This is a genomic window from Streptomyces sp. NPDC059080, from assembly GCF_042739975.1.
In the GTDB taxonomy this organism is placed as follows: domain Bacteria; phylum Actinomycetota; class Actinomycetes; order Streptomycetales; family Streptomycetaceae; genus Streptomyces; species Streptomyces benahoarensis.
Genome location: NZ_JBHYGX010000080.1, coordinates 1 through 4,569 on the forward strand (window position 1 = coordinate 1; position 4,569 = coordinate 4,569).

General features: G+C 74.7%; 3 protein-coding genes and 1 pseudogene. All 4 read right to left on the reverse strand.

Annotated features, from left to right (window positions below; all coding sequences use genetic code 11):
* Positions 1–252 (reverse strand): annotated as a pseudogene (locus ACFWWQ_RS29515) (hypothetical protein); the annotation flags it as partial.
* A complete protein-coding gene (locus tag ACFWWQ_RS29520) occupies positions 249–620 on the reverse strand; it encodes a hypothetical protein (RefSeq protein WP_384602317.1) in 372 nt (123 codons plus the stop codon). The gene ACFWWQ_RS29520 and the pseudogene ACFWWQ_RS29515, both read right to left, overlap by 4 nt.
* Positions 607–2,433, reverse strand: coding sequence for a hypothetical protein (locus ACFWWQ_RS29525; protein ID WP_384602319.1), 1,827 nt, complete (start codon positions 2,431–2,433; stop codon positions 607–609). The genes ACFWWQ_RS29520 and ACFWWQ_RS29525 overlap by 14 nt, the downstream gene beginning before the upstream one ends.
* Before the next feature lie 227 nt (positions 2,434–2,660).
* Positions 2,661–3,650, reverse strand: a complete 990-nt coding sequence (locus ACFWWQ_RS29530; RefSeq protein WP_384602320.1) for a malate dehydrogenase — start codon at positions 3,648–3,650, stop codon at positions 2,661–2,663.
* Positions 3,651–4,569 lie beyond the last annotated feature (919 nt).

A 4,569-nucleotide genomic window follows, 5' to 3' on the forward strand; every position in this document is an offset into this window, starting at 1 on the left:
GTCCACGCCGTCCACGATCTTGCCCACCAACACGCGGTGGGCGGGGCCGGCGGCCGCGGCCGTGTGGGTGGAGGTCTTATCCATCAGGCGCTTCTTGGGCTCGTCGGCCGACGGCGCCGCCGGGGCCGCCGCCGGGCTCCAGGCCGGGCGGGGCGGCGGCGGTCCGGTGTAGGGCGCGGGTGGCGGCGCGCCGTCGTCCCACTGCTGGGTCTCGCTGTTCCAACGGGCGGCGCCACCGCCGTGTGCGGTCATCCGCCCACCAGCGCGGCGACGGCCTCGGCGACGGCCGTCCCGGAGGCCAGCAGTCCGACGACGGAACCGGCGTCGGCGAGCGCGGTCCGCAGGCGGGCCAGGCGCCCGGCGCCCGCCGCGCCCTGTGCCGCGATCTCCGTCTCGGTCTCCGCCAGCTCCCCGCCCAGCGCGTCGATCTGCGGGGTGGACACCGCGCGGGACAGGTCCTGGCGCAGCTCGCGGACGGCGCGCAGCAGCTCCTCGTGCGCCGGGTCGGTGGCCGGGCCCGCGCCGCTGTTCTGGGTGACGGTGTTGCCGTTGCCGATGGCGAGGGCGCCGTTCACCGTGCCGATGTGGATGCCTTTGCCCTGGTCGTCAGCCGTTGCCACGTGGGGCCCCTTCCGTGGGCGCGCCGCCGCGCCGGTCGTTGTTGGTGACGGTGTTGTGGTCGCCGATGCCCACCGCGCCCTGGGCCGACTCGATGTAGACGCCGCCCTCGGCGACGTTGACCACGCGCCGTTCGAACTCCTCGGTGACGTACCCGGCCTCGTGGAGCGCGGTGGTCACCCCGGCGGTGACCCGCTGCTGGACGGTCTTGAGGTAGCGGGCGGCGTCCATGCCCTGGAAGAGCGAGGCGTCGCCGTACGATCCCAGTTCCCGGACCGCGAGTCCGGGGCCCTCGGGCAGTGCGGCCGCGTGGCCACCGGTGGCCAGCCGCCATACGGAGCGCACCCCCCGCGCGAGGGTGGCGACCGCGCGCCCCCCGGCGCGAGGTGTGTCGATCAGTGCCCGGAGGCCCCGGACGACGGGGGGGAGGTGGGCCTCCTGGTGGGCGAAGCGGTCGGCGTCCTGGAACTGCTGCCGCAGCGGCCACAGCACATGGGGGGCGACCTCCAGCATCAGCATGCCGCCCTGGGTGTGGACCCGTACGAAGACCGTCGTCACCACGCCTTCGTGCCAGCCGCCGATCCTGATGCGCAGGAAGTGCCGCCGGGTCTCGCCGCCCTCCTCGACCGCCTCGGCGCGGTGCCGGGCGAGCTCCACGGGGGCGTACGGCGCCGCGGCGCGCGCCGGGAGTCCGTCCGCCGGGAGGAAGACGCACTCATCGGTCTCCAGCTCCCGCAGCCGGTCCCGGACCGCGGACCGCGCCGCCGGCGAACGGCGCGCCGAGGGCACCCGCAACGCCTCGACCAGCGGGACGATGCGCTCCAGGAACGCGGCGTTGTCGAGCGGCCGGACCTCGGCGTCCGTACGGGGCCGCAGCTCCACCGAGAGCGACCAGGTGCCGTACGCCTCCCCGGCGCCGCGGAACGGGTCGGTCGGCCGGTACATCACCAACTGGCCGTGCTGTTCCGTACGGATCCGCTCGCGCAGCCGCTGGAAGCGGGCGCCGGTGTGCGCCTCGGCCGGGTCGCGGTGCAGGTCGGGGAAGCGGGGGCGGGAGAGCTCCTCCTGGAGGACGCGGGCGGTCCGGCGGCGCTGGAGGGCGACGAGAACGGCCACGGCGACCGGCAGCAGCAGCGTGATCCACATCTGTACGGGGCCCGGGCCGGACGAGGAACCGTCGTTGAAGGCGCCGGAGCTGGTCCAGTCGGTCGCGGCGGCGCCGTCGGACGCGTAGGTGGAGTAGCTACTGCTGCCGGACGACCACGGGACGAGCCATTCCACCAGGGACGCGGCGGCACCGAACGCCGCGGTCAGCAGGAACACCGCGATCACGACCGCGGTGATCCGCCCGTACCAGCGGAGCAGGAAGGCGGCGCCGCCCGCCAGCCAGTGCGGCAACGGCAGCCGCCGGACGAACCGGGCGAGGCCCAGCAGCAGCACGGGCCAGACGTAGAGCGTGGTCATGCCGTACGAGAGCGGGAGGGAGACGATCCACAGGCCCAGGAGGGCGGCGGCCCAGCCCAGTTCGAGGCGGCGGGCGCGCAACGCGTGGGCGAGGACGCGGGCCGCGTCGATGCCCAGGGACGGGGCGGCGAACCGCTCCTCGTGGACGTACAGCTCCTCGATGACGGCGTCGCGGTAGGTGCCGTCCAGGTAGGTGCCGGCGCACAGCAGGCGGGTGGCCTCGCTGGCGGCGGGCGGGACGGAGGCGGGCGGTGGCGCCCCCGGGGGCGGGGGCGGCGCGGCCGGTCCCTTGTCGAAGGACGTCCGGTCGTCGTGGTCGCCCGGTTGGGCAGGCACGTTCGTCTGACTCACCGCTCTTCCCCCCAAGGCGCGGTCCGGAGCCGTGGCCCGGGCCTGACAGCCCCTCCGCCGCGCAGTCTACGGAGCGGCAGCATAGGGGAGGCGGGCGGTTTCCGGCCAGCGCCTTTGCGGCAGGGGGCGGCGCAACGGCCGGGCCCGCGCGATCCGTTGGGACCGCGCGGGCCCGTGGCCGTGCGCCGGGTGCGTACACCGGGGCGGTCAGCGCCCGGCGGTGCGGGTCAGAGCAGGCCGAGACCGCGGACGGCGTCGCGCTCGTCCGACAGCTCCTTGACGGAGGCGTCGATGCGCTCCCGGGAGAAGTCGTTGATCTCCAGGCCCTGGACGATCTCGTACGCGCCGTTCTTGGTGGTGACGGGGAACGAGGAGATCAGGCCCTCGGGGACGCCGTAGGAGCCGTCCGAGGGGATACCCATGGAGGTCCAGTCGCCGTCGGCGGTGCCGTTGACCCAGGTGTGGACGTGGTCGATGGCGGCGTTGGCGGCAGAGGCGGCGGAGGACGCGCCACGGGCCTCGATGATCGCCGCGCCGCGCTTGGCGACGGTCGGGATGAACTCGTCGGCCAGCCACGCCTGGTCGTTGACGGCCTCGGCGGCGTTCTTGCCGGCCACCTCGGCGTGGAAGATGTCGGGGTACTGGGTGGCGGAGTGGTTGCCCCAGATCATGAGCTTGCGGATCTCGGAGACCGGGGCGCCGGTCTTCTTCGAGAGCTGCGAGAGCGCACGGTTGTGGTCGAGGCGGGTCATCGCGGTGAAGCGCTCACGCGGCACGTCCGGCGCGGCGGCCTGGGCGATGAGGGCGTTGGTGTTGGCCGGGTTGCCGACGACGAGGACCTTGATGTCGTCCGCGGCGTGGTCGTTGATGGCCTTGCCCTGCGGCTTGAAGATGCCGCCGTTGGCCTCCAGCAGGTCGCCGCGCTCCATGCCCTTGGTACGGGGGCGGGCGCCGACGAGGAGGGCGACGTTGGCGCCGTCGAAGGCGACGTTCGGGTCGTCCGAGATGTCGATGCCCCGGAGCAGCGGGAAGGCACAGTCGTCCAGCTCCATGGCGGTGCCCTCGGCGGCCTTCAGGCCCTGGGGGATCTCCAGCAGGCGCAGCTTGACCGGCACGTCCGCGCCGAGCAGGTGACCGGAGGCGATGCGGAAGAGGAGGGCGTAACCGATCTGACCGGCGGCGCCGGTGACGGTGACATTGACGGGAGTGCGGGTCATGGCGATCTCCTGCGCGATGTGTTCCGGGGGCAAGCCCCGGTCCACCTGGGGTGGCGGCGGGTGTCTGCCCGTTTTCGAGGTCTCATCGACGACTCTCGACGAGTCTCTTGGCATCGAGAGACCTGTCCGTCAGGCTATCGGACCCCGCCCCGCCCCCGACGACGGGCCGGTGTGGCACACCTCACCGGACGCCTCGGAGACGCCCGTACGGGTGCGGTGGGGGCCTGCCGAGAGCCTGCCCTGACGCGTTCCCCTACGGGCTGCCCGAAGGGGCTTGCGAGGGGCGCGTGGTGCCGGGTGTGCCGCTGGTGCCGGGTGTGCCGCGCCCCGGCCGTCCGACGCGGCGGCCGCCCGCTGGAGGAGGGGCGCGGGCAGCCGCCGGGTCGGACACACCCGTGGGGGGTTGCTGTCCGCCTGCCCGCGATGAGCGACGGCATGCCCCGCGGTACGGGCCACCCCGGGCCCGTCGGCGATTACCGGCCAGTCCACCGGGCGCCCGGCCCGCCCCTGCTCACGGCCGCGCAGTACCGGTACCTGGGGGACCGCCGCGGAGGCGCAGGTTCCTGGTGTGGCGTCAGAGGGGTGTGGGTCGGCCGGGATTTGGTGGCTGCCTTGCGGGCGTACGGGCGAGCCGCACGGGGCGCGGGTGTGCCCGGGGCACCTCGGGCCTGTCGGGGCGGGTGACCGGCGAGGGGTACGGGGTGTGCCGTACGGGGCGTGCCTGGGCGGGCGATCCGCGAGGCGTGCCGCGCGGGCCTGCCCGGGAGAGGCGCCCCGGGCGGGATGCCTGCGGGCGGTGCCGTACGGAGTGTGCCGTACGGGCGGTGCCGTACGGGCGGTGCCGTACGGGCGGTGCCGTACGGGCGGTGCCGTACGGGCGGTGCCGTACGGGCGGTGCCGTACGGGCGGTGCCGTACGG

Excerpts from the sequence above, each read along its gene's own strand:
- ACFWWQ_RS29530 (WP_384602320.1), bottom strand. The coding sequence starts at position 3,650 with ATGACCCGCACTCCCGTCAATGTCACCGTCACCGGCGCCGCCGGTCAG.